Raw genomic sequence first — 22,527 nt, forward strand, 5'->3', positions numbered from 1 at the left:
ATAGAACAAGGACTTTTAACAAGATTCATGCTAAAACTAAATCATTGGAACATAAAAAATGAAAAAGAAAAAAATCACACAAGTTTTTGAAAGAGCCAAAACTCCTATTACTTATAATTATAAATAACATCTAAAAGAAACATTATATATAAGGTGAATATATGAAAATTGTAATAGCAATTGGAGGATCAATTTTACTTAAAGAATATGATAGCAAGAAATTCCAGGAATACAGTACTATTCTAAAGGATTTAGCTAAAGAACATGACATATATGTTGTTGTGGGTGGAGGAAAACCTGCAAGAGAATATATTGGAGTTGTTCGTGATTTAGGTGCTGGTGAAGCACAATGTGATGACATTGGTATTGAAGTTACAAGAATTAATGCCAAACTGATGCTTTCAGCGCTTGGAGATGCGGCTTACCAGAGAGTGCCTCATAATTTCCAGGAAGCACTGGAATTCTCAGCAAGTGGCAAAATCATTGTTATGGGTGGAACAGAACCTGCTCACAGTACTGATGCAGTTTCAGCAATTCTTGCAGAATATATCCATGCGGATAAACTTATAAATCTTACCTCCGTTGATGGAATGTATACCAAAGATCCCAACAAATTTGATGATGCGGAACTTGTTCCTGAAATTACCGCTACCGATTTACTTGAGTTTTTAAGCGGCAAGGATGTCAAAGCCGGAACATATGAATTTTTCGACACAACTGCAGTACAGATGATTAAAAGGTCAAACCTTGAAACTGTTATAACAAACGGTTTTGAACCTGAAAATCTCATAAAAGCAGTCAATGGCGAAAATGTCGGAACAAAAGTCTTGAGCGAATAGGTGATGCAGTGGATAATCTCATAGACATTGGATTGAATTTGATGCATTCCTCCTTTAAAAAAGACCGAGTCGAAATCATAGAGGAGGCTAAAAAGGTGGGCGTAAATCAGTTCATCATAACTGGAACCAATGTCCATTCAAGCCAAATGGCCGCAGAGTATGCAAGCAAATACCCTGGCACATTATTTTCAACATCAGGGGTTCACCCTCATGATGCCAAAACATGTAATGGACACAGCATGTTTGAACTTGAAAAAATAGCCAAAAATGACTGTGTTGTTGCCATTGGCGAATGCGGTCTTGACTACAACAGGAACTTCTCACCACAGGACCTTCAGAGAAAATGGTTTGAAGCACAGGTGGAACTTGCAGAAAGAACCGACATGCCCCTATTCTTGCATGAAAGGGAGGCTCACGAAGATTTGTACAACATCCTGAAAAGACATGACAGTGTTGTTGAAAAATCAGTGGTTCACTGTTTTACAGGAACAAAAGCCGAAGCTCAAAATTATGTAGATTTAGGATGTTACATTGGTGTGACCGGTTGGATTTGTGACATGAAAAGAGGAAGAGACCTTCAGGAAGCAGTTAGTGCAATTCCTCCTGAAAAATTGATGATAGAGACAGATGCACCATTCCTAATTCCTAAAAACTTTGACAAAAAACCGAAAAAGAACAGAAACGAACCTAAATATTTACCTCATATCCTCAACACAATTGCATTATGCATGGGAATTGATGCAGAAGAACTTGCAAATCAGGTTAATAAAAATACTAAAGAATTTTTTAAAATATAAGGAGATGATAATATGGCAGTAGACCCTCATAAACATTGCCCAATATGTGGAACCCCAATACCGTTAAATGAACTTGTATGCTCACCGGATTGTCAAAAAGTCTGGGATGCAAGATTGAACCAGAGAAAAAGATCACAAATAATTTTATATGTAGTTATTGCAATATTCTTAATAATTTGGGCAGTAATGACATTCTTAAAATAAGGGATATAAATGATTTTAACATCTTCCAACACTCTTGAAAACAAGAAAATCATCGAATATAAAGGATTGGTTACCGGCGAATCATTAATCGGTGCCAATATTTATAAGGACTTGTTTTCAGGAGTTCGTGATGTGGTAGGTGGAAGAACATCAAGATATGAAGCGGAAATCCAAAAAGCCCGTGACATATCCCTCAACAGTATGATTGAAAAGGCGGAACAGCTAGATGCAAATGCCATTATCGGACTTAAGATTTCTTACGACAATCTTGGCGGAACCATGGGAAACACAATACTTGTAACTGCCTATGGAACTGCCATAAAATTTGAATAATATGAAATTTAAAAATAGAGAAATTGATAAGCGAGAGATGGGTAAAGCATTATTATGCATATCTGTCGGAACGGCAGTGGGACTCATCGTTTATGGAATATTCCTATTTTTACATATTGACATCTTTGGATGGAATTTAGGATTGATTTTTGCACCATTGGCTGCAGGATATGCTGAAACAATACTTGCCAACAGAGTTATTGGAGAAAACATTGGTGCAATCAGTGCTTTCATCCTTTTTATTGATACAACATTTTACAGTTTTATTTTAAAAAATCCTACCCTAGGATTGAATTTAATCACTGCAGGCTCAATTTTAGTCATATTGCAGGCAGCGTTTCCAACCCTTGTGAATTTTATTATAATGGTCGTTATTGGAGGAATTCTCTCCAGTTTCTTTAGAACAATCAAAAAATATGAAAATATAATTAAAAAAAGGATTAAAAACCAGCAAGTTTTCAAATGGGAAGGAGAGCAATATATATTTGATGAAGATGAATTTCCGGTATATGATGAGCTTGAAAGCAGTCAATTGTTAAATAGCTTTGATTTTTATTACATCACAAGCTCCGACATGAATGACATCAAACATGAAAATTTAAGACTATTTCACAGCGAAGTTATTGTGGAAAAAGACACAAGCATCATACAATCAGAACCCGAAAAAACCGAATATCTTCAGCTTATCCGAATTAAGGACGGAAAAGATGAATGCTTAATGAAATTAGCCACAAAAATTAAAAAAGAAGGAGGAAATGGAATTTTAGATTTATCCATACATTATTCATTAATCGGATTTACAGGAGACAACATACAAATTACTGCCACAGGAATGGGCGTATTAATCAAATGAATAAAAAGGAGGGAAATTAAATGGAAAACAAAGGAACTATCATTGTTCCAATAATAGGTTATATTATTTCATTATTTTATCCAATTATTGGATTACTGTTTGGAGCAGCACTTGTCTTTTTCAAAAAAGACACTCCCCTATATCAAAAACATGGAAGATTCATAATATTCTTTTCAATCATAGTATTTGTTATAAGAACAATTCTCCTTTTAGTATTCTCCCAATAACATCTTTTAACATTTATTTAATTTGAAAATGAGATTAATAATTAACCATTATTGATCTCATCCAATCTTTTTTTAAAACTTTCGTTATCTTTACAACCGCTAATCGCTTTTATCAGCATTTCCTTTTCAGAATCCACATCACCCTGTTTTTGATAAATATTTATTAGAGATTCATAGGCTTTTGTAGAATCCGGCAATGTAAAAATAACCTGCTTGTATAAAACAATAGCTTCATCAAGTTTTCCCTTACCCTCAAGATATTTGGCTTCACTCATCATATCTGAGATTGGTTTCAGTTTACTTTCACCTTTAGGTTTTGTTTTTCCTTCAACAGTTCTTAATCTGTCAAAAATATCCTTTGCCACGTTTTCATCAAAATTTTCACCAGTTTTTCTCTCCATTCTATCACCTTAAGGTAGTATTGTCAACATTTTCAATGCTATATACAATACCAAAATTGAAAATATGATCTTTAATTTCTTTTGAGGGACTTTATGAGCATAATTTGCACCGACTGATGCTAAAGGTACTGAAAACATTGCAATCAATACAAAATTGATTATACTGACATAACCTATGGAATATGGAAAAGTTGAAACTCCCCAGCCTGTAACCATATATGACAAAAATCCTCCAATGGCTGTCAGGCTAATAAATATTGAGGAGGTACCGATTGCCTCCAGCATTGAAAAACCCAAAAGGGATGTTAAAATAGCAATGAGAAATACTCCTCCCCCAACACCCAAAAGTCCTGATGAGAACCCTACAAGCAAACCAATAATTCCAATACTGATAAAATTAAATGGAATTCTTGCATCCTCTTTTTCCTTATTGATGTTTAAAAAATTATTGACTGCAATGAAAAGCAGCAAACATCCGAAAATAATTTCCAATATCTTTGATGGCAGTCCTGAGGCAACAAATCCTCCAATGACTCCACCCAGAATACCGAAAGCACCCAACTTCAATCCAGGCTCTATTATCCCTTCCATGGATTTGGAGTGCCTGTATGCTCCACTAAGTGATGTTGGAATGATTATTGCCAAACTTGTTCCCAAAGAAATCAGCATTGCCAAATCAGAATTTACACCTATATGCTGCAATAAAAAGTATTGGAGAGGAACGATTAGAAATCCTCCACCAACACCCAACAATCCTGATGCAAAACCTGCACAAATTCCTATCAATATCAGTCCAATGAAATATTCTACCGGAAACACAAACATCACTTATTTAAAGTATTAATATTAAATTATTGTTAATGAAAGTAAATAAAACTATCATAATTGGATTGATTTTTATAATACTGGCAGGCATCATTTTCATGACCGACTTGCTCAATCCGATTATAAGACCAATTACATATCTTTTTTTGATGGGATCCTCAAAAGGAAAGGATATAATATTCTTTGGATTGTTAGGATTGTTTCTAATTTTATCCCAATTAATTAAAAAGGACATTGATACAACAAAATATCTTAAAATATCAATTGTGATTGGCAGTGTTTTATTAATTTTAGGCATTCTTTTAGAAGTGATATTCAGACTGCAGATGGGAATTGGACTCAACACAGTATTTTGTTCTATGACTAACACGATGAGTTCCACAAGCATATTGCATACTCACTTGATAAAGTCAATTTTAGGTGAAGCTTTAAACCAGATTATGGGAGCATTCATACAAAGTGACATTAACACTGGCGTTGGCCTATATCAATATCTTCCAGGTTTTGCGGTTTTAGTGATTTTACTCTTCCCATTCCTATTTGCAAGCATTGTTCTTTCATCACAAAAACGCCCCTGGCCGACAAATTTCCTTTTGGCATTCTTTTCAAGCTGCCTGTTTATCGGAATCACCGACGGAGGAATGTTTGGAACTCCTGCATATGTGGGGATTTTCGGACTTTATATGATTTATAGAAACGGATACTACCTGAACCTGATTGTAGGAACTCTCCTAAAGGATAAAGAATTGCTTAAAATAAATGAACTGATTCAACCGGTTTATAGAAACCGTAACTTCAAACAAGCAAGATTCATATTTAATCGTTTATTAATTTGGTTTGTCGTGATTGCAGTGATAGCATTAAGGTTCACCATTGCATTTGCAGGAGCAGAACCGGATTACTATACCGTGGATGTGGCAAACCCAACTGGCGAGATTGATCTTGGAAGCATCAGCACTGACGTCATCAGCACCACACATGACAATTCAACAAACAAAACCACATACCACATCAATTCAAGTTATAATGAAATGGCCCTGATTAATGATTTGAAGGTTCCCCTGAATAATTCCTGTGAATACTATACGGTTTCATGGAACATTTACTCCTATCTCTAGTGATACAATGAGAAAAATATATTTAATTTTACCTATAATAGCAGGTTTTCTGTTTGGATCAAGCGGAATATTCGTACGTACATTGACCCAGAACGGAATAGATTCAACAACTTTACTCTTCCTAAGGTTTTCAATAGCCATATTGCCGCTTATGATTGCAATTTTACTTACCGACAAAAAGCTATTTAAAATAAACCCCAGAGACATTCCAATATTCCTGGGCTGTGCCATATGTATTGTAGGACTCAATATTTGCTACAATGAATCAATGAACACTGTTCCGCTATCCCTAGCGGCGGTTTTATTATCCCTAGCACCAATCTATGTATTGATTTTTGCATTCATTATTTTTAAAGAGAAAATTACCTCAAAAAAGATAATCTGCATGTTGCTGGCAATCTTTGGATGCATATTAATGACTAGAGTTCTGGAAGGGGATTTGACAAACATGCCCCTATTTGGAATAGTGTCCGGAATCGGGGCAGGACTCTTTTGGGCGTTTTATCTCATGGCCTCCAAAAAAGCCATTGAAAAAGATTATCATACCTACACAATCCTGTTCTATTCAATCATTCTCATTTCAATTGCATTATTACCAGTTACAAACTTCAACCAGATAAACAATTTCGTTTCAATTGACCCCATATTAACAGCAATATTCCTTTTAATCCATTCAACCTGTTCTTTTGCACTTCCATATATATTTTCAACTCTAAGTCTTAATTATATGGATTCAGGAGTATCATCGATATTTTTATCAGGAGCTGAACCACTTGCGGCATTGATTTTTGGACTGATGATTTACTCCGAAATTCCGACACCATTAATGTTCTGCGGATTCATACTGACAATCATTGCAATGACAATGCTGAGTCGGATGAACAATGTTAAAAATTGATTACAATAGAGAGATATATTTCAACTGTAAAGTCTTTAATTTAAAAAATATTCAATTTAACAACTATTTATTAAAATTAAAGACTACAAAATCTTTAAATATAAAAATATTTTAAAAGACCCCAATAAAAAGAAATTATGCCAAAAATATTGATTTACTCGGAAAGAATCTCCATACAGTAAATGACAGAATATACTTCAAACCAACAAATACTCCTTAAAAATAGAGCAACATGAAAAAAATAAATAAAATAGAACCATTCATGAAAATCAAATATATCAAACACGAAATTCCAAAAAATCAATAATTTTCAATAAATTCAAATTAGAGGATAATTTCAAGTTATAATAGAAAAAAATTCAATTCAAGAAAATTATTAAAATCAACCCAAATCCGGAATAACACATAATTTTACAAATATTTATTTATTTAGAAAATATATTTAAAAATATGATTTTAAGCATTATCATACCTACCTACAATGAAGAGGAATATCTGCCTGTCTTACTGGATAGCATAAAAAGCCAAAGTTTTGACGACTATGAAATAATTGTGGCTGATGCGAATTCCACTGATAAAACAAGAGAAGTTGCTGAATCATACGGATGCACAGTGGTTGACGGAGGTCTTCCTGCAGTAGGTAGAAACAATGGTGCAAAAATAGCCAAGGGAGAGTATTTATTATTTCTGGATTCTGATTTGGAACTCACTGAGGATTATTTAAGAAATGCCCTATATGAATTCAGAATGGAAAGGCTCGGAATTGCCATCACACAGATGACACCAATGTCCAATAAGATTGAAGATAAAATATTCCACGATTTTGCAAACTACTTTATGATCAGTGTTGAAAAGATAAAACCCCATGGAGCAGGATGCTACGGAATAATTGCAAGAAAGGAACTCCATGACAGATGCAACGGTTTTGATGAAGACCTGACATTTGGTGAGGATACTGATTATATTGAACGATTAGCAAAAATAGAACCATTTAAAGTTCTTAGAAATGCAAAAATCGGTGTTTCAACCAGAAGATTAGAAGAGGAAGGTATTGAAACATTAATCAAACAATATGGTAGAAGTACTGTCAACGACTTTCTTGGAAAACGTACAACCGCAGAGGAACTTGACTATAACTTTAACCACGGCCATGAAAAACTTACTACAACCAGATTTGAAAAGCTGTCTGAAGCAACAGAGCGCATTAATGAAATTAAAGGAAGCTATGATGATTCAATTCAAAAGGTCAATGCGGCAAGATCACGCTTTAAAATCAGAAAAAACAGACCTAAAAAAGTGGTTTTCTACTGCATTTGCGGTGAAGGAATGGGTCATGCAATAAGAAGCGGAGTCATACTGGACAGGATTAAGGAAAAGTATGATGTGCATATATTTTCCAGCGACAGGGCATATGAATACTTAAATTCAAAATTTGACAATGTCCATGAAATTGGAGGATTCAATACAGTTTACATCAACAACAAGGTAAATGACTTTAAAACATTAGCCAATGCATTGAAAAGAAATCCTACCAATATGAAAATAGGCTATGAACATCTGTATAAACTAGCAAGAAGCCTAAGACCTGATGTTATTGTAACCGATTTTGAAATCTATGCCTCAATGGTGTCAAAACTTTTGAACATTCCTATGATAAGTTTGGACAACATCCACATGATTACCCAAGCAAAAATCCATTATCCACCAAACAAGAGGATTGAGATGCTTAAGGCAAAAGGAGTTATCAAGGCGTATGTAGTGAAACCAAAATTCCATATTTTAACAAGTTTCTTCTATCCGCCGGTCAGAGCAAAAAAGCATGCGGTAATCTATCCGCCGGTCATCCGTGAGGACATTCTCAAACTCGAACCAACAAATGGAGACCATATAGTTGTTTACCAAACAAGTAAAGAAAGTGTAAAATTGGTTCGCAAGCTCAAATCCCTTAAAAATGAGAAATTCATCGTATATGGATTCAATGTCAATAAAACTGATGGCAACCTCACATACAAAGAATTCAATGAAGACGTATTCTACGATGATCTGGCTTCCGCAAAAGCGGTTATCTGTAACGGAGGATTCACATTTATCTCTGAAGCGATTTCACTTAAAAAACCAATATATTCAGTGCCTGCCATCGGAAACTTTGAACAGGCATTAAACGGATACTATGTAGAACGTTTAGGTTTTGGAGAGTATCATGAGATAATGAGCGCTGCAAGAGTGAAAAGCTTTTTAAATAAACTTCCCAAATATCAGAAGAATCTTTCCAAAGTTAAAAAGACAAACAACGATGGAATAATCAAGGAATTAGTTTATAGAATAGAAAAATATTCATAGGTGATAGAATGATAACATGCAGTGTTTGCGGACATCTGAATGACTCATCAAATGCGGTTTGTGAAAATTGCGGATCTGATTTGTCAGACAGTCCTGATTGGGGTTTTGATATGGATGATGAATACTGGGATTAAAGATTTTTAGTATCTTTAACCTCAATAGTGTTTGAAAGTTCTTTCAACAGATTCAAATCATTACCGAATAACATAAAGTCCGCACCATCTTTTTGAGAGACTATTTTATATAATGTCTCAGTCTGATTTTTTACAGATAGTGAATAAATCTGTTCTGTTGATGTATTCAGTAAAACTTCGGAATTATCACCCAACAGTGAATCAGTCATATTTTTAGTTATAATCAAACCTGTAAACTCTTTAGAATAGTTACCCTTATTCTGATAATATTTCATACCGTCGACTTCATTTTCAACTGTGAAATTTGAACCTTCAGGAACATTCATTTCAAAGAGTTTGAAATTTTGTGTTTTTAATGAAATGTCTGAAGAATCCTCTACAGGTTGGCTTTGATAAGGGTTTGTTAAGATTAAATATCCACCCACAACAATCAATATCACTGCAATTACAATCGCAATAATTGAAAATTTCTTATCCATGTAAAAACTCCAAAAAAATATAAAAAAAGAGATTAATAAAGTTGTTACTTCATTAATCAGGGAAAACTATAAAGTTACTCCCATTTCTAACTGTTCAGTTAGTTCTTTGTACCTGTTACGTATGGTTACTTCAGTTACTCCTGCAATTTCTGCTACATCTCTTTGTGTTTTTCTCTCACCGAGTAAAACGGAAGCAATGTATAATGCAGCAGCAGCTACACCAGTAGGACCTCTACCGGAGGTCAAACCTTTTTCCATAGCCTTTTCGATAATTTCAATAGCCTTGGATTGTGCTTCACCAGAAAGTCCAAGTTCTGATGCGAACCTTGGTACATAATCAACCGGAGAAGTTGGAGGTAACTTAATATTCAATTCACGGGTTAAGAACCTGTAGGTCCTTCCAACCTCTTTTTTGGTTACACGAGAAACTTCAGCAATTTCATCCAATGTACGTGGTACATTACAACGTCTACAAGCAGCATATAATGAAGCGGCCACCACCCCTTCAATACTTCTTCCTCTAATCAATTTATTGTCAACTGCACTTCTATAAACTACACTTGCAGCTTCCCTTACGCTTCTTGGAAGACCTAATCTTGAGGAGTCACGATCCAGTTCACTTAATGCAAATGCCAAATTCCTTTCGGTAGCACCGGAAATTCTGATTTTTCTTTGCCATTTCCTTAACCTATACCATTGAGCTCTATTTCTTGCAGGAATATCACGACCGTAGATATCTTTGTTTCTCCAGTCGATCATGGTACTTAAACCTTTATCGTGAATAGTGTATGTAATTGGCGCTCCAACTCTTGTACGTTTGTCTCTTTGTTCGTGGTCAAATGCTCTCCATTCAGGACCCATATCAACTAAATTTTCATCAATGACTAATCCACAACGAGCACATACAACTTCTGCTCTTTCATAGTCACCAATTAATTCTTCAGAACCACATTCAGGACATACGGTCTGCTTAGAATCATCATAAACATCCCTTTGTCTTCTGTCATCCATTGGTCTTTGGCGTCCTCTCATAGGAGTTTCTTCTACTTTTTGTGCCGTGCTTTCATCCTCCTTTTTCTAGGTTTTTTGGATTTTGGTTTTGATACAAATAGTTTTTCACCACAATTCTTTTCAATACTTTTTCTATCAGCGGATTTAAACAATCTGATAGAAACATATGGTTTTTTAGTAGGTCCAAAAACATAACTTACCTTACCAATCTTCTTCTTTTTACTGTCAAAGACTATTCCGCCTGGTGAGGGTGTTTTTTCAGACCTTGCTATTAATTTTCCAGAGTTTGCCACATGCAAACTATTTCCTAAAAATTTCATAAAATCAAACTTAAAATCAAATCTGTATCATTTATATAATTATAAAAAGGTTATATATAAAGGTATCGATATCTTTATATATAAATTAAAATGTTTATTTAAATGTTTTTCTATTTGAGCCCAACAATTTCAGCCAAAGTTTTCCCGTCGGAAAGGTCTTCTATAATTTTGGACTCCTTTAGTTTCACGCCAAGTGAAGCAATCATTGTTTGGGAAAACAACTGTTGAGGTATGACCACAACACCGCTTTCATCACCAATGAAAAAGTCTCCAGGATTTATAATAGTTCCCTCAACTTCAATACTTTCATTTAAGGTGCCCAATCCTAAAGCAGAACCTGCATTAGGACAGAAATTGGAAGCAAAAAGTGGATAATCCATATACAACATGGCATCCAGGTCACGGGCGGAGCCATATATCACTGTTGACTTGATACCGTTTTGCTTGGCACATGTTGAAGCAAGTTCACCCCAAATGGCCTTATCCTCATTGTCAACCTTAAAGAATAAAATGTCACCTTCGCCAGCAGCATCAATAGCCAATGCGGATGTACCCCAATCATCACTAGTAGTTTCTGCAGTGAAAATAGATCCAAAGACTTTCTGATTGTTGATTGGTTTGATGGATTGGATGGTACCCGGCCTTCTTGAAATACTGTTATATGCATCTGAAACCTGACAGGCTGTAACATTTTCAAGCAATGACATCAAATTAATGTATTCATTATAATTATCGCCATTATAACTTAAATCTTTAATAGAAACATTTTCCAAGTTAATCTTATCTAACTCTATACGTTTGTTCAAATTTTTATTTTTATTTAACAAATCTTTTGGACTTACTGTCATAACTTCACCACTAGATAAATTATATTCATAGATTTTATATATTAGTTTTACTAAAAATATTAACTGAAGTATTGAAATAAATACTTTTTACAATTATTATATGCTCATAGAGTTTACATACATTATTCATTATTATAACGATTATTCATATTAAAAAAGGGAGAAAATTATTATTTAGAAAAAATAAATGTTCAAAAGATTATTAAATACAAATAACCTAATTATATTGGAAAAAAGGAACTCTTTATAGTAATACTCTCCAGAAATGTATAAACTCTTTTTAGTGTATAAAAGGTCGAAAGACAAAATTATCGTGTAATTTATGCAAGTTAATCACCTAAAAATAATTCAATTTTTAGCAATTACATAAATTATCCCGATTAATAAGCTTAGGAGGCTTAAAAATGGGAAAAGGTGAAGAATTAACAACAACAAAATACTTAATTCATGCTCAAATTACCGCTAACGGTATTGTTGAAAAACCAGATGTTGTTGGCGCTGTCTTTGGGCAAACTGAAGGTTTACTTAGTAACGATTTAGATTTAAGAGAACTTCAAAGAACTGGAAGGATCGGAAGAATCCAGGTCAATATCCACTCAAACAGTGGAAGGGCAAAAGGTGAAATCGTAATTCCGTCCAGTTTGGACAGGGTGGAAACCGCCATTCTCGCTGCATCACTCGAAACTATCAACAGGGTAGGACCATGTGAAGCAGAAATTCACACAACAAAAGTTGAAGATGTAAGGGCCGTCAAAAGAGAACAAGTCGTCAACCGTGCAAAAGAAATCTATAAAAAGATGGTTGAAAGCGTTGGCCCAACCAGCATGAAAATGATTGAAGAGGTCAGGGAAGCCATGAGAGTTCATGAAATCTCTGAATACGGTGAAGATCGCCTTCCAGCTGGACCAAGCATCCACTCATCCGATGCAATTATTGTTGTAGAAGGACGTAGTGACGTTTTAAATTTACTTAAATACGGCATTAAAAATACCGTGGCTGTAGAAGGAGTTAGCGTACCTCGTTCCATTGGAGAATTAAGTAAAAAAAGAACCACAACAGCATTTGTTGATGGTGACAGAGGCGGAGAACTGATTTTAAAAGAACTTCTCCAAATCGGTGATGTTGACTACATTACCCGTGCACCTAAAGGAAAAGAAGTTGAAGACCTCAAAAAAGACGAAGTTTTAGTTGCACTCAGGGATAAAGTTCCAACAGCACAGTTCTTAGCAACAACCAACATCTTAAATGATTCCAATGGCAACAACAATCATAAAAAAGATCACAACAGACACAACAAAAAACATCAAAAATACAACCGCCATGAAAAACCGGCAAAAGTGGCTGAACCTGAACCTGAAATCGAAGATGATGAAGTCAGCCTCATGAAAGACATGCTAAAAGAATTTGAAGGATCCGGTTGCGGAGCTATTTTGGATGAAGCATTGAATATGACCAAAGAAGTTGAAGTTGAAAATATTTATGAAGAAATCAAAAATATTGAAGGAACCGCTGATACAGTCATATTTGATGGTGTAATCTCTCAAAGATTAGTTGATGCCGCATCAGAAAAAGGAATTAAGAAATTAGTTGCTTTTAAATCAATGAATATAGTTAAAAAACCACATAATGTGAAATTAATAACTATAAACTAAATTAAATTATAATGAGAATTTATTCTCATTTTTTTATCTATTTTTTTTAAAACACCACCTAAAAAAAACAAATAATAAATAACATAATAAACATATCTTTATTAGGATTTAAAAATTGGAGGAAAAAAATGAATCTTAATATTGATAATTATTATAGTACTCGTAAAGATGTTTTTGAAAGAATTCAAGATGCCAGTACTGCTACAAAATTACTCATGTCCCTGATGATGGCATGTTTTACCGGAATAATGGCACAAATAATTATTCCCCTCCCATGGACCCCAGTTCCTATAACTGCACAGACATTTGCAGTATTATGCTCAGGTTTATTTTTAGGCAGGAAATACGGATGCTTAAGCCAAATCCTTTATGTGGTTTTAGGTGTTGCATTTATCCCATGGTTTGGAGGAATGACCGGAGGACTTGAAGTGCTTTTAGGTTCAACCGGAGGATTCTTAATAGGATTTATTATTGCATCATACTTTATTGGATCAATAACTGAAAAGTATGCAAAATCACGTAACTTTACCAGAATGGCTATTGTTATTGGTATTGCAAACTTTGGATTAATCTACATTCCTGGATTAGCAGGTCTTGCGTTATTCCTTTCTTCACAAGGAATGGCCTTTGGAGTTGTTGATTTATTAATGATGGGTCTCGTACCTTTCATTGCAGGAGACATCGTGAAAATATTAGGTGCTGCATCAGTTTCCAAAGTATTTTTACCAAAAGACTAAAAAGGTTTTAAAACCTTTTCTTTTTTTTATTTTACTGATTTGAATGAAACTTGTTTTAAGAGGACATCACCTGTTATGCCTCAAGGGATTTCAGGGATACGGTTATGATGAAGAGTTTACAAAAAACATGACCCTCATAAATTCCAAAAGAAAACAGGACGACACTACCGTCACTTTGACATCCTCACCCGACGACATCTGCTCAGCATGTCCGAATTTAATTGGAGATGTCTGCGAGAACACTCAGCAAAATGATGAAATCATTTCAATGGACCGGGAAGTGTTAAAAAAACTGGACCCCTCACAGGAATACAATGCGGTGAAATTATTCGAAAAAATTGATGAGATATTCAATACCAATGAAAGTGTTTCTAAAATATGTTTTGATTGTAAGTGGCATGAAAAATGCTTATTTTATCAAAAATTATCAAATAACCGATAGGTTTAAATACTACATGATAAATATATATTAAATGTTGTACATTGTACAATCAATTAGTCCCGTAGGGTAGTGGTAATCCTTCTAGGCTTTGGACCCGGAGACGGCGGTTCGACTCCGCTCGGGACTACTTTAAAAACTTTTTTTATTGATATTTTATGAAAAAGCTATTACTTATTGGAATTGATACAAGAAGTATGCTTAATAGTGCTTTAAAACTAGATTATGAAATTTTTTCAACAAGCTATTTTTCAACATCCGACACACCAACCATCGAAAACCAGAAGATTATCCTGAAAGAAAGCATGGATGAAAGCTGCGGAAATTTTGAGGATGAATTCGACAGCAAGAAGGTTCTGGAATTATCAAGAGACTATATTGATGAGGTTGACTATATAATTCCCATTTCCGGCGTTTCACCGGATGACTTTAACAAAAATGATCAAAAAAAGATATTGGGAAATACAGACGTTGGAGACATTGAAGACAAATTCAAATTCTACAGGAAAATAAAAGATGAATTTTTAACTCCAATGACTTTTCGCATAAGTGATATAGATGAAGCCTTGGAGATTAATGAAAATTATTATGAAACTCAATTTATTGTAAAACCCCTTCAAGGAAGTGGAGGTTACAATACAAATCTATTAAATAATAATAGCGAAATTGATTTTAATGGCAACAAATTCATAATGCAGGAATATGTTGAAGGAGTTAATCTAAGCTCATCAGTTTTATCCCACAGGCATGTTGCAAAAAACATCATGAATTCCAGATTGCTGACAGTCAATGATTTTGAAAAAAATGGTGACTACAGATATGTTGGAAATATCCTGCCTCTAACCACAGAATCAGTCATGACTCCAGTCAGGGATATGGATAAAATAAATGAGGACATGATAACCGCTTCAGAAAGTCTTTCAAAAAAATTCAAACTGGGAGGTTCCAACGGTGTAGACTATATTCTAAATGAAAATGGATTGTATGTTATTGAAATCAATCCAAGAATACAGGGAACCTTTGAATGTGTTGAAAAAGCATTGGGAATAAACATGCTAGATGCACATATCAAAGCATGTCATGGAGAAATTACAGAAATTCCTGATGCAAGGTGCTATTCTTATAAAAAGATAATATACTCCTCTACAAGAAATAAATTCCAACCTCTTGAGCTGGATAACATCTATGACTTGCCTCATATCGGATCCATCACCGAAAAGGATGAACCTTTGCTTACAATCATTGATGAAAATGAGGATTTTAAAAAATTATATGAAAAAGTAGAAAAAACAAGTGAAATTGTCAATAAAGCATCTAAAATAAACCGACTAGATGCATAATAAAGAATAATACTCCAATTGTTATTAAAAAAGTAGTTATAATCATTCCACGAGTCATCCAGATAAATACTTTAGCCTTATTATCTGGGTCTTTCATAAATTGGTCAATTGGATTTCTTCTCATATTTATAACCTTTAATAATTTTTCTAGTAAAAAAAATTTATTACAGTAACTTAATAATATTCTCTTTTTTTAAAAATAAAATTATATTTAAACTTATTATAAAAAAATAATAAAAAATAGAAGAAAATGAAAAAAATTAAGAAAAATTTAAGCTTCTGCATTTTTTGCAGCTTCAGCTGCAGCAGCCGCTTTTTCATTTTTCTCAATAGTTGATCTAATCATTTTCAATCTAACGAAGTTTTCCCTTTCCATTTCTTGGAGTCTCATATCAATATACTTTTCAGTATTTTGGAATCTTGGAATCATAATGTGCTCTAAAGCATTTACCCTACGTTTAGTAGCTTCAATTTCCTCAGCAAGTAAGAAAATAGTTTTTTCTACTTCACCAAGTTCAATTAAATACTTAAGAGATTCCTCGAATTTCTTAGCAGCTTCGTCTAATTGTATGGTAGTGTCAGAGAAACCGTAACCCCTGTCAATGATGGACCTTTCTTCCATTTTAACATTGGTAACCGGTACTGCTACACCCATAACACTTCTTGATGTAATTTCTACATCAATAGATTCTTTAACGGATAAAGCTGCTTTTTTAACAGCTAAATCACCCATAGCAATTTGAGCTTCAATTAAAGCTTCATTTGCTTCTTTTAGACTTAATTCTGCATTTTCACGAATACCTTTGACACGATCCAAGATATCAAAAAACTCTTTGATTAAAGCATCTCTTTTTTCTTTAAGTAAACCATGCCCTTTTACAGCTAGTTTAGTCCTATTTTTAAGAGATAATAATTCCATACGAGTTGGATTAATTCCATCTATAATATCTTGTGCCATTTAATCACCTACATTACTGTAATGAGATTAGTCATCTTTTGGAAGGTATTGTTCAATGAATTCTTCTTTAACCCTTTTAAGTTCTGCTTTAGGTAAGATTTTAAGTAAGTTCCAACCAAGATCTAATGTTTCGAAGATTGTTCTGTCTTCATCTTTACTTTGAGTAATGAATTGGTCTTCGAATGCTTGAGCAAACTCTAAGAATTTTTGGTCCCTTTCGGTAAGAGCTTCTTCCCCTACAACCGCAACAAGGTCTCTTAACTCACGACCTTCTGCATATGCAGAATAAAGTTGGTCAGATACACCACTGTGGTCATCACGAGTTTTGTCTCCACCGATACCACCACTCATCAAACGAGAAAGTGAAGGAAGTACGTCTACAGGAGGGTAAATACCTTTCCTTGAGATTTCCCTACTTAATACGATTTGTCCTTCGGTAATATAACCGGTTAAGTCAGGAATTGGGTGAGTAATATCGTCTTGAGGCATAACTAAGATAGGCATCTGAGTAATTGAACCTTCTTTACCGTCGATACGTCCTGCTCTTTCATAGATACCAGCAAGGTCAGTGTACATGTAACCAGGGTAACCTCTTCTTCCAGGTACTTCTTCCCTAGCTGCAGAGATTTCCCTTAAAGCTTCACAGTAGTTGGTCATATCTGTTAAGATAACCAATACTTGCATACCTAAGGTAAATGCATAATATTCTGCAGTGGTTAAAGCCATTTTTGGAGTTAAGATTCTTTCAATAGCAGGGTCGTCTGCTAAGTTCATGAATACTGTTAATTTTTCTAAAGCTCCAGTACGTTCGAAGTCTCTCATAAAGAAGTTTGCTTCTTCGTTTGTAATACCCATAGCTGCGAAAATTACTGCAAACTCGTCGTCTGCACCTAATACTTTAGCTTGTCTTGCGATTTGCACAGCTAAGTCGTTGTGAGGTAAACCTGATCCTGAGAAAATAGGAAGTTTTTGTCCTCTTACTAATGTGTTCATTCCGTCAATGGTAGAGATACCAGTTTGAATAAATTCTTCTGGGAATTCACGGGATGCAGGGTTCATAGGAGCCCCGTTAATGTCTAATTCTTCATCAGGGATAATTTCTGGTCCGCCGTCGATAGGTTTACCGATACCGTTAAAGATACGTCCCATCATATCTCTGGATACACCGATTTTTGCGGTTTGACCAGTGAATCTGGTTTTGGTATCTTTAGTGTTTAAGTCACTAGTTCCTTCGAACACTTGAATAACTGCAACGTCTTTAGTTACTTCAAGAACTTGACCACTTCTTTTTTCACCAGTAGGTGTTTCAATATCTACAATTTCATTGTAACCAACGCCTTCTACTCCTTCAACAACCATTAAAGGACCGGAGACTTCAGATACAGTAGTATATTCTCTAGTTTTAATATTTGTATTCATTTTTAAGCCTCACTGCATTGTTTAGTAATTGCGGATTGAATTTCTTCAATTTTTGCATCAAATTCATCTTGTGGGATGTATTTCATTTTACCGATTTCTTCTTTAACAGGTAATGCTACAATGTTTGCAATTGGAGCTCCTCTGTTAACTGCTGCAAGAGATTCTTTGTAGAACAATAAAATGGTTTTTAACATTTTGTACTGTTTATCAGGTGCACAGTATGTATCTACATCGTCAAATGCGTTTTGTTGTAAGAAATCTTCTCTTAACATACGGGTAGTTTCTAAAGTAGCTTGGTCAGTTTCTGGTAATGCATCAGGACCTACTAATTGTACAATTTCTTGTAACTCGGATTCTTTTTGTAATAATCCCATAGCTTGGTCACGAGTTGCTCTCCAATCTGCTGCTACGTTTTCAGCCCACCAGCCTTCAATACTGTCTACATATAAGGAATAACTTTGTAACCAGTCGATTGAAGGGAAGTGACGTTTATCTGCAAGAGATGCATCTAATGCCCAGAACACTTTACAGATACGTAATGTGTTTTGTGTAACAGGTTCGGATAAGTCCCCACCAGGAGGTGATACTGCTCCTACTACTGAAATGGAAGCAACATTTGGTTCAGTACCAATAGTTTTTACCCTTCCAGCTCTTTCGTAGAATTGTGCTAATCTGGATGCTAAGTATGCTGGGTAACCTTCTTCCCCAGGCATTTCTTCTAACCTTCCAGAAATCTCCCTCATAGCTTCAGCCCATCTTGAGGTTGAATCCGCCATGAGCGCTACGTCGTAACCTTGGTCACGATAGTATTCTGCAATAGTAATTCCGGTATATACACATGCTTCCCTAGCTGCTACCGGCATGTTTGAAGTGTTTGCAATAAGAACTGTTCTGTCCATCAATGGGTTACCAGTTTTAGGGTCGTCGAGGAATGGGAATTCGGTAAGTACTTCAGTCATTTCGTTACCACGTTCTCCACATCCGATGTATACAACGATGTCTGCATCTGCCCATTTAGCTAATTGTTGTTGGGTAACAGTTTTACCTGATCCGAATGGACCTGGAATAGCTGCTGCTCCTCCTTTAGCTACGGAGAAGAAAGTGTCTTGTGCTCTTTGTCCAGTTACTAATGGTATATCTGGATCTAATTTTTCAATGTATGGACGACTTCTTTTTACAGGCCATTTTTGGAGCATTTGGATTTTTTCACCATCAACTGCTGCAATGTCTTCAAGTACAGTGTATTCGCCTTCAGCTGCGATTTCTGTTACTTCACCTTCCATAGTTGGTGGTACCATAATTTTGTGTAAAACAGCAGTGGTTTCTTGTACTTCACCAAGAACGTCTCCGCCTTTTACTTTGTCTCCAACTTTTGCTACTGGTTTGAAAGCCCATTTTTTCTCTTTGTTGATTGAATCAACATCAATACCTCTAGCAATGAAGTCACCAGATTCTTCTCTGATGATTCTTAAAGGTCTTTGAATTCCGTCAAAAATAGAACTCATTACACCTGGACCGAGTTCTACAGACAATGGACCACCAGTACATTCTACTACTTCACCCGGTTGGATACCGGCTGTTTCTTCATATACTTGGATAGTTGCGGTGTCACCTTCAAGCTCGATGATTTCTCCAATAAGCTTTTCATCACCGACCCTAACCATCTCAAGCATCTGAGCCCCTCTCATACCATCTGCGACAATAACAGGCCCAGCAATCTTAATAATATTTCCTTCAATAATCATTTAACCATCTCTACCCCGATAACTCTTTTAATAAGGTCATTCATTTGATCAGATGATCCTTCAGAGGACCCATCTTTATCAGGTATTTCAATTATCATTGGTAAAACACTAGAACCAATTTTTCTATTAATGTAATCTCTTATTTCATTAGCCATTAATTGAGTAATGATAATAATTGAAATCTCATCATCTAAAAATTTATCAAAAGCTGCGATAGCTTCTTCAGAAGTGTTTACAACTTCTGCCATTTTGACACCACCTAATCTAAATCCTGAAACAGTGTCAATATCACCTATAACTGCTACTGAACTCATATTAACATCTCCATGATTTTAGAATTAGGGAAGTCTGCTTCTCTTTTTGCTCTTGCAATAATTTTTAAATTTTTAATTTCGTTTTCTTTTTGACTTAAATAACCAATAATTGGACCAATACCTAATGGTTTTTTAACAGCTAAAGATTTTGAATAATCTGAAGTGTATGTGTCTAATGCTTTTTCAAATACAGCAACTGAACCAGTTTCGTTGTATATTGGCATAGCATCAGTTAATGCATCAGCATATTTTGTACCTTCTAAACCGGACACTACATTTGTAACGTCTGGAGATTCCATTAAATCTTTAAGTTTCCATTCACGTAATTGGTATCCTTCTTCTAATATATAAGGGGAGATTGCATCATAATCAAGGCCATCTTGTTTTGCCCTTATAATTAATTTTAGATTAGCTACATCAACCTGAGTTCCAACGTATGAGTATAAAATTTGTTTGTTTTCATCGGAAGGAACATCAGAAGAACGTAATAATTTGCCTAAATAGTATTTATCTAAAGCAGATTCTAATGGAAGAATCATATTAGTATCTTCATATTGTGGAAGAGCGTCTTCTAGTGCTGCTGCATATTCAGTACCATCTAAACTTGTTACAACATCTGAAACAGTTTCGGCATCAGCTAATGATTCTAATTCCCCATATAATGATCCACAAGGAATTAATAATTCTCTTGTCTCATCAGGGCTAAGACCAACTTCCTTAGCAGTTAAAAGACTTTTGATGTTGTCTATATCTGATTTTTTAGACATTACAACAAATGGGTCTTTGATGTCTTTAGGAGCTAATCTTGCAACAAAATCATAAGTGTTTGCACGTTCAACGTCTAATGCTTTGTCAAGTGGATAGTTATCTAAAACGTCAGCATATTCAGGAACACCTTTGAGATAGTTTTCTACTTCTTCAACATCGTTGGTTTCAACGAGTTCAGTGATTTGTTTTTCATCAAAGAGTCTTCCTTTTCTAGCTCTTACTCTTGCACTTGGGTTAAGATAAGGATAAATGTCCAAAATTGGTCTGGATGTAATGATTACAACTACTGCACCAACAATAAGCACTGCTAAGATACAGAATACAAGAAATGTTTCCTGTGTAAGTCCTACAGAACTTATTAATGTAGCAATTCCATCTGCCATAATTTATCCTCCTAATTATTTAAATAATATTTCAGCAACTTCACTACGTAAGATACTTTTGAATCTGTCTAATCTTGCTTCGATTGTGTTATTTACTTCAATATCTCCATTAGCTGTTTTTAAAACAGCTCCACCAATTGCATCAATAGGTTCGCCTAATGTGAATTTGATACCATCTATTTCAAAAGAGTCTGAACCTTGTGAAGATAAGTCGTCTTTAAATTTTTGTGTATCAGCTTCATTTAATTGTAAGATTAAATCATTTCCGCCGATTTCATCAGCAGCTTCTTTAATCATTTTACTCAATGAATCTTCATATTCAGCATCACCGGAAGAAGCTTTAACTTTTAATTCACCAATAGCTTGATTAAAAGCTGCTTCGATAACTTCTTCTTTGGCGCCTAATTCTGCTCTACGAGCATTCATCTTAGCTTCAGAGATAATTTGCTGATATCTCATATCAGATTGTTTTTTACCGTTTTCTAAAATTTTTGTTTTTTCGGCTTCCGCAGTTTTTTCAGCTTTAGCATTAATTTCTGAAACTTCTGCATTTGCATTTTGTATGATCACATCAGCTTTCCCTTGTGCTTCAGACATAATGCTTTCAACAATTTTACTTGTGCCTGAGCTCATACAAATTGCCTCCTTAACCTAAGATTCCACCGAATACCATGAGTAAGATAGCAATCAAGAAACCGTAAATAGCCTGAGTCTCTGGTAATGCAGAGAAAATAATACCACGAGCAAACATATCATTGTCTTCTACGATAGCACCGACAGAGGATGCTGCTGCCATACCTTGTCCCATACCGGAACCTAAACCAGCGAAACCGATGGATGCACCTACACCAATAGCTACAATACCTGCTTCGGTAGGTAATCCTTGTCCTCCACCTAATAAACCTGAGAATACTAATAATAAGATTGCAACCAAGAAACCGTAAATAGCCTGAGTCTCTGGTAATGCAGAGAAAATAATACCTCTTGCAAACATGTCATTGTCTTCTGCAACTGCACCTACAGAACCAGCAGCTGCCATACCTTGACCTAAACCGGAACCTAATCCAGCAAAACCAATTGCTACTCCAGCACCAATAGCTGCTAAAGCAGTACCTAAAGCAATTTCTACCATATTTAATTCACCT

At 35.0% G+C, this 22,527-nt stretch carries 27 protein-coding genes and 1 tRNA gene; 15 read left to right on the plus strand and 13 right to left on the minus strand.

From position 1 onward, the window contains the following. Positions 1–161 precede the first annotated feature (161 nt). The 6 genes from pyrH to QZV03_RS09840 are packed head-to-tail and all read left to right on the plus strand — an operon-like array spanning position 162 to position 3,253. Positions 162–839 carry a UMP kinase gene (gene pyrH, locus QZV03_RS09815; protein ID WP_296876340.1) on the plus strand — a complete coding sequence of 226 codons (678 nt, stop codon included), beginning with the start codon at positions 162–164 and terminating at the stop codon, positions 837–839. An 8-nt stretch (positions 840–847) separates the two neighbouring features. After that, positions 848–1,636, plus strand: coding sequence for a TatD family hydrolase (locus QZV03_RS09820; protein ID WP_296876342.1), 789 nt, complete (start codon positions 848–850; stop codon positions 1,634–1,636). Positions 1,637–1,648: 12 nt separating this feature from the next. Then, positions 1,649–1,840, plus strand: coding sequence for a DUF2116 family Zn-ribbon domain-containing protein (locus QZV03_RS09825; RefSeq protein WP_296876344.1), 192 nt, complete (start codon positions 1,649–1,651; stop codon positions 1,838–1,840). Positions 1,841–1,849: 9 nt separating this feature from the next. Then, positions 1,850–2,173: a YbjQ family protein gene (locus QZV03_RS09830; protein ID WP_296876346.1), complete on the plus strand. Its 324-nt coding sequence runs from the start codon at positions 1,850–1,852 to the stop codon at positions 2,171–2,173. Between the two features lies 1 nt (position 2,174). After that, positions 2,175–3,026, plus strand: coding sequence for a hypothetical protein (locus QZV03_RS09835; protein WP_296876348.1), 852 nt, complete (start codon positions 2,175–2,177; stop codon positions 3,024–3,026). 20 nt (positions 3,027–3,046) lie between these two features. After that, complete coding sequence (locus QZV03_RS09840; RefSeq protein WP_296876349.1) at positions 3,047–3,253, plus strand: hypothetical protein; 207 nt, start codon at positions 3,047–3,049, stop codon at positions 3,251–3,253. Positions 3,254–3,294: 41 nt separating this feature from the next. On the opposite strand, the gene QZV03_RS09845 is transcribed toward QZV03_RS09840, so the two are convergent. Further along, the gene (locus QZV03_RS09845; protein WP_296876351.1) at positions 3,295–3,654 is read right to left on the minus strand and encodes a M48 family metallopeptidase; all 360 of its coding nucleotides are present in this window, start codon (positions 3,652–3,654) and stop codon (positions 3,295–3,297) included. Positions 3,655–3,663: 9 nt separating this feature from the next. Then, the gene (locus QZV03_RS09850) at positions 3,664–4,473 is read right to left on the minus strand and encodes a sulfite exporter TauE/SafE family protein (protein WP_296876353.1); all 810 of its coding nucleotides are present in this window, start codon (positions 4,471–4,473) and stop codon (positions 3,664–3,666) included. Positions 4,474–4,514: 41 nt separating this feature from the next. Between QZV03_RS09850 and QZV03_RS09855 the strand changes: the two genes are divergently transcribed. The 4 genes from QZV03_RS09855 to QZV03_RS09870 all read left to right on the plus strand — a co-directional run bounded on the left by QZV03_RS09855 (position 4,515) and on the right by QZV03_RS09870 (position 8,969). Continuing rightward, complete coding sequence (locus tag QZV03_RS09855) at positions 4,515–5,597, plus strand: hypothetical protein (RefSeq protein ID WP_296876355.1); 1,083 nt, start codon at positions 4,515–4,517, stop codon at positions 5,595–5,597. 7 nt (positions 5,598–5,604) lie between these two features. Then, complete coding sequence (locus tag QZV03_RS09860; protein ID WP_296876356.1) at positions 5,605–6,495, plus strand: DMT family transporter; 891 nt, start codon at positions 5,605–5,607, stop codon at positions 6,493–6,495. 450 nt (positions 6,496–6,945) lie between these two features. Next, positions 6,946–8,835, plus strand: coding sequence for an MJ1255/VC2487 family glycosyltransferase (locus QZV03_RS09865; RefSeq protein WP_296876358.1), 1,890 nt, complete (start codon positions 6,946–6,948; stop codon positions 8,833–8,835). A gap of 8 nt (positions 8,836–8,843) precedes the next feature. After that, positions 8,844–8,969 (plus strand): zinc ribbon domain-containing protein, encoded by a 126-nt coding sequence (locus tag QZV03_RS09870; protein ID WP_296876360.1) that lies wholly within the window; start codon positions 8,844–8,846, stop codon positions 8,967–8,969. Here the strand turns inward: QZV03_RS09870 and QZV03_RS09875 are convergent. The 4 genes from QZV03_RS09875 to QZV03_RS09890 form a co-directional block, all read right to left on the minus strand. Beyond that, positions 8,966–9,448, minus strand: coding sequence for a hypothetical protein (locus tag QZV03_RS09875; protein WP_296876362.1), 483 nt, complete (start codon positions 9,446–9,448; stop codon positions 8,966–8,968). The genes QZV03_RS09870 and QZV03_RS09875 overlap by 4 nt on opposite strands. Positions 9,449–9,514: 66 nt before the next feature. After that, positions 9,515–10,459 carry a transcription initiation factor IIB gene (locus QZV03_RS09880; protein ID WP_296876386.1) on the minus strand — a complete coding sequence of 315 codons (945 nt, stop codon included), beginning with the start codon at positions 10,457–10,459 and terminating at the stop codon, positions 9,515–9,517. Positions 10,460–10,491: 32 nt separating this feature from the next. Beyond that, positions 10,492–10,779, minus strand: a complete 288-nt coding sequence (locus QZV03_RS09885) for a Gar1/Naf1 family protein (RefSeq protein ID WP_296876364.1) — start codon at positions 10,777–10,779, stop codon at positions 10,492–10,494. Between the two features lie 110 nt (positions 10,780–10,889). Further along, complete coding sequence (locus QZV03_RS09890; protein WP_296876366.1) at positions 10,890–11,627, minus strand: RraA family protein; 738 nt, start codon at positions 11,625–11,627, stop codon at positions 10,890–10,892. A 404-nt stretch (positions 11,628–12,031) separates the two neighbouring features. Here QZV03_RS09890 and dnaG point away from each other — a divergent pair, with 404 nt between their 5' ends. The 5 genes from dnaG to QZV03_RS09915 all read left to right on the plus strand — a co-directional run bounded on the left by dnaG (position 12,032) and on the right by QZV03_RS09915 (position 15,795). Next, positions 12,032–13,279 carry a DNA primase DnaG gene (gene dnaG, locus QZV03_RS09895; RefSeq protein WP_296876368.1) on the plus strand — a complete coding sequence of 416 codons (1,248 nt, stop codon included), beginning with the start codon at positions 12,032–12,034 and terminating at the stop codon, positions 13,277–13,279. 128 nt (positions 13,280–13,407) lie between these two features. Beyond that, positions 13,408–14,016: a biotin transporter BioY gene (locus tag QZV03_RS09900; protein ID WP_296876370.1), complete on the plus strand. Its 609-nt coding sequence runs from the start codon at positions 13,408–13,410 to the stop codon at positions 14,014–14,016. Between the two features lie 43 nt (positions 14,017–14,059). Further along, complete coding sequence (locus QZV03_RS09905; protein ID WP_296876372.1) at positions 14,060–14,458, plus strand: DUF1284 domain-containing protein; 399 nt, start codon at positions 14,060–14,062, stop codon at positions 14,456–14,458. A 55-nt stretch (positions 14,459–14,513) separates the two neighbouring features. Continuing rightward, a tRNA-Gln gene (locus QZV03_RS09910) sits at positions 14,514–14,585 on the plus strand. A 28-nt stretch (positions 14,586–14,613) separates the two neighbouring features. Continuing rightward, a complete protein-coding gene (locus QZV03_RS09915; protein WP_296876373.1) occupies positions 14,614–15,795 on the plus strand; it encodes an ATP-grasp domain-containing protein in 1,182 nt (393 codons plus the stop codon). Between the two features lie 271 nt (positions 15,796–16,066). Here QZV03_RS09915 and QZV03_RS09920 read toward each other — a convergent pair whose 3' ends face one another. From QZV03_RS09920 to QZV03_RS09950, 7 genes are read right to left on the minus strand one after another with little or no spacing between them, the layout of a single operon-like run. Next, on the minus strand, positions 16,067–16,753 hold the full coding sequence (locus tag QZV03_RS09920; RefSeq protein ID WP_296876375.1) for a V-type ATP synthase subunit D: 687 nt from the start codon (positions 16,751–16,753) through the stop codon (positions 16,067–16,069). Between the two features lie 27 nt (positions 16,754–16,780). Continuing rightward, positions 16,781–18,172 carry a V-type ATP synthase subunit B gene (locus QZV03_RS09925; RefSeq protein ID WP_296876377.1) on the minus strand — a complete coding sequence of 464 codons (1,392 nt, stop codon included), beginning with the start codon at positions 18,170–18,172 and terminating at the stop codon, positions 16,781–16,783. 2 nt (positions 18,173–18,174) lie between these two features. After that, the gene (locus QZV03_RS09930) at positions 18,175–19,917 is read right to left on the minus strand and encodes an ATP synthase subunit A (RefSeq protein WP_296876379.1); all 1,743 of its coding nucleotides are present in this window, start codon (positions 19,915–19,917) and stop codon (positions 18,175–18,177) included. After that, entirely contained in the window at positions 19,914–20,231 is a 318-nt protein-coding gene (locus tag QZV03_RS09935) for a V-type ATP synthase subunit F (RefSeq protein WP_296876380.1), read from the minus strand. Before QZV03_RS09935 ends, QZV03_RS09930 begins: the two co-directional genes overlap by 4 nt. Beyond that, a complete protein-coding gene (locus tag QZV03_RS09940; protein ID WP_296876382.1) occupies positions 20,228–21,382 on the minus strand; it encodes a V-type ATP synthase subunit C in 1,155 nt (384 codons plus the stop codon). The genes QZV03_RS09935 and QZV03_RS09940 overlap by 4 nt, the downstream gene beginning before the upstream one ends. A 15-nt stretch (positions 21,383–21,397) precedes the next feature. Then, positions 21,398–22,015, minus strand: coding sequence for a V-type ATP synthase subunit E (locus QZV03_RS09945; protein ID WP_296876384.1), 618 nt, complete (start codon positions 22,013–22,015; stop codon positions 21,398–21,400). Positions 22,016–22,028: 13 nt separating this feature from the next. After that, the gene (locus QZV03_RS09950) at positions 22,029–22,514 is read right to left on the minus strand and encodes a V-type ATP synthase subunit K (protein WP_069573492.1); all 486 of its coding nucleotides are present in this window, start codon (positions 22,512–22,514) and stop codon (positions 22,029–22,031) included. Positions 22,515–22,527: the final 13 nt, after the last annotated feature.

This window comes from uncultured Methanobrevibacter sp. (genome assembly GCF_902788255.1).
In the GTDB taxonomy this organism is placed as follows: Archaea; Methanobacteriota; Methanobacteria; order Methanobacteriales; family Methanobacteriaceae; genus Methanocatella.

Coding starts and splice junctions, on each gene's coding strand:
- QZV03_RS09935 (WP_296876380.1), bottom strand. CDS start 20,231: ATGAGTTCAGTAGCAGTTATAGGTGATATTGACACTGTTTCAGGATTT.
- QZV03_RS09940 (WP_296876382.1), bottom strand. CDS start 21,382: ATGGCAGATGGAATTGCTACATTAATAAGTTCTGTAGGACTTACACAG.
- dnaG (WP_296876368.1), top strand. CDS start 12,032: ATGGGAAAAGGTGAAGAATTAACAACAACAAAATACTTAATTCATGCT.
- QZV03_RS09835 (WP_296876348.1), top strand. CDS start 2,175: ATGAAATTTAAAAATAGAGAAATTGATAAGCGAGAGATGGGTAAAGCA.
- QZV03_RS09875 (WP_296876362.1), bottom strand. CDS start 9,448: ATGGATAAGAAATTTTCAATTATTGCGATTGTAATTGCAGTGATATTG.
- QZV03_RS09855 (WP_296876355.1), top strand. CDS start 4,515: ATGAAAGTAAATAAAACTATCATAATTGGATTGATTTTTATAATACTG.
- QZV03_RS09905 (WP_296876372.1), top strand. CDS start 14,060: ATGAAACTTGTTTTAAGAGGACATCACCTGTTATGCCTCAAGGGATTT.
- QZV03_RS09900 (WP_296876370.1), top strand. CDS start 13,408: ATGAATCTTAATATTGATAATTATTATAGTACTCGTAAAGATGTTTTT.
- QZV03_RS09950 (WP_069573492.1), bottom strand. CDS start 22,514: ATGGTAGAAATTGCTTTAGGTACTGCTTTAGCAGCTATTGGTGCTGGA.
- QZV03_RS09890 (WP_296876366.1), bottom strand. CDS start 11,627: ATGACAGTAAGTCCAAAAGATTTGTTAAATAAAAATAAAAATTTGAAC.
- QZV03_RS09830 (WP_296876346.1), top strand. CDS start 1,850: ATGATTTTAACATCTTCCAACACTCTTGAAAACAAGAAAATCATCGAA.
- QZV03_RS09930 (WP_296876379.1), bottom strand. CDS start 19,917: ATGATTATTGAAGGAAATATTATTAAGATTGCTGGGCCTGTTATTGTC.
- QZV03_RS09920 (WP_296876375.1), bottom strand. CDS start 16,753: ATGGCACAAGATATTATAGATGGAATTAATCCAACTCGTATGGAATTA.
- QZV03_RS09865 (WP_296876358.1), top strand. CDS start 6,946: ATGATTTTAAGCATTATCATACCTACCTACAATGAAGAGGAATATCTG.
- QZV03_RS09860 (WP_296876356.1), top strand. CDS start 5,605: ATGAGAAAAATATATTTAATTTTACCTATAATAGCAGGTTTTCTGTTT.
- QZV03_RS09880 (WP_296876386.1), bottom strand. CDS start 10,459: ATGGATGACAGAAGACAAAGGGATGTTTATGATGATTCTAAGCAGACC.
- pyrH (WP_296876340.1), top strand. CDS start 162: ATGAAAATTGTAATAGCAATTGGAGGATCAATTTTACTTAAAGAATAT.
- QZV03_RS09870 (WP_296876360.1), top strand. CDS start 8,844: ATGATAACATGCAGTGTTTGCGGACATCTGAATGACTCATCAAATGCG.
- QZV03_RS09925 (WP_296876377.1), bottom strand. CDS start 18,172: ATGAATACAAATATTAAAACTAGAGAATATACTACTGTATCTGAAGTC.
- QZV03_RS09825 (WP_296876344.1), top strand. CDS start 1,649: ATGGCAGTAGACCCTCATAAACATTGCCCAATATGTGGAACCCCAATA.
- QZV03_RS09885 (WP_296876364.1), bottom strand. CDS start 10,779: ATGAAATTTTTAGGAAATAGTTTGCATGTGGCAAACTCTGGAAAATTA.
- QZV03_RS09945 (WP_296876384.1), bottom strand. CDS start 22,015: ATGAGCTCAGGCACAAGTAAAATTGTTGAAAGCATTATGTCTGAAGCA.
- QZV03_RS09840 (WP_296876349.1), top strand. CDS start 3,047: ATGGAAAACAAAGGAACTATCATTGTTCCAATAATAGGTTATATTATT.
- QZV03_RS09915 (WP_296876373.1), top strand. CDS start 14,614: ATGAAAAAGCTATTACTTATTGGAATTGATACAAGAAGTATGCTTAAT.
- QZV03_RS09845 (WP_296876351.1), bottom strand. CDS start 3,654: ATGGAGAGAAAAACTGGTGAAAATTTTGATGAAAACGTGGCAAAGGAT.